The following is a 536-nucleotide window of genomic DNA, read 5'->3' as shown; positions in this document are numbered from 1 at the left end:
GCCAACTACCGGGCGCACTACTGCACGCGCCTAGTCAGACCTCATGGCATATGCCGTCGTCGCACCCGCCTAACCGCCGGTGCCAGCTAGAAAACCCACACGCCACACCTACACCGGTGCCGTCGTTTCGCTGCCTTGAGTCTCCATCCTTACCCGTTGGAGCATCAAGGCAAGCCCCTGCCCGCCGCCTCCCTGCCCAGTGCCGCCGGTTTCTCCCAGCAACCTCCTGACAGCCGCCGAGCAGCTCCCAGCCCCGCAGCTACCTAACGGTCACAGGCACCGGGTACAGGACACTCAGCCCTCACCAGGAGCACGCTGCACGATTCGATAGACCGACGACCTTGACACTCCACAGAGCTCCGCAATCTCAGACACCGTGTGCCGGCCGCCGCGGTGCAGCTCCACCAGGTGCGCCTCCTGCGCTCGGCTCAGTTTCGGCTGCCTGCCCCGCAGCCGGCCTTTCTCCTTCGCTGCCTGCATACCCTCACGCGTGCGCGCCCGGATCAGGTCAGACTCAAATTCCGCGACCATGGCGA

General features: G+C 65.5%; 1 protein-coding gene. It reads right to left on the bottom strand.

Annotation, left to right across the window (positions count from 1 at the left end):
* Positions 1-294: 294 nt before the first annotated feature.
* The coding region (locus tag CXQ93_RS20310; RefSeq protein ID WP_146073317.1) for a helix-turn-helix domain-containing protein at positions 295-536 on the bottom strand (242 nt) is incomplete at its 5' end.

It is taken from the genome of Arthrobacter sp. N199823 (assembly GCF_002929705.1).
Taxonomy (GTDB): Bacteria; Actinomycetota; Actinomycetes; order Actinomycetales; family Micrococcaceae; genus Specibacter.
This window is presented reverse-complemented; position numbering and strand designations above follow the sequence as displayed.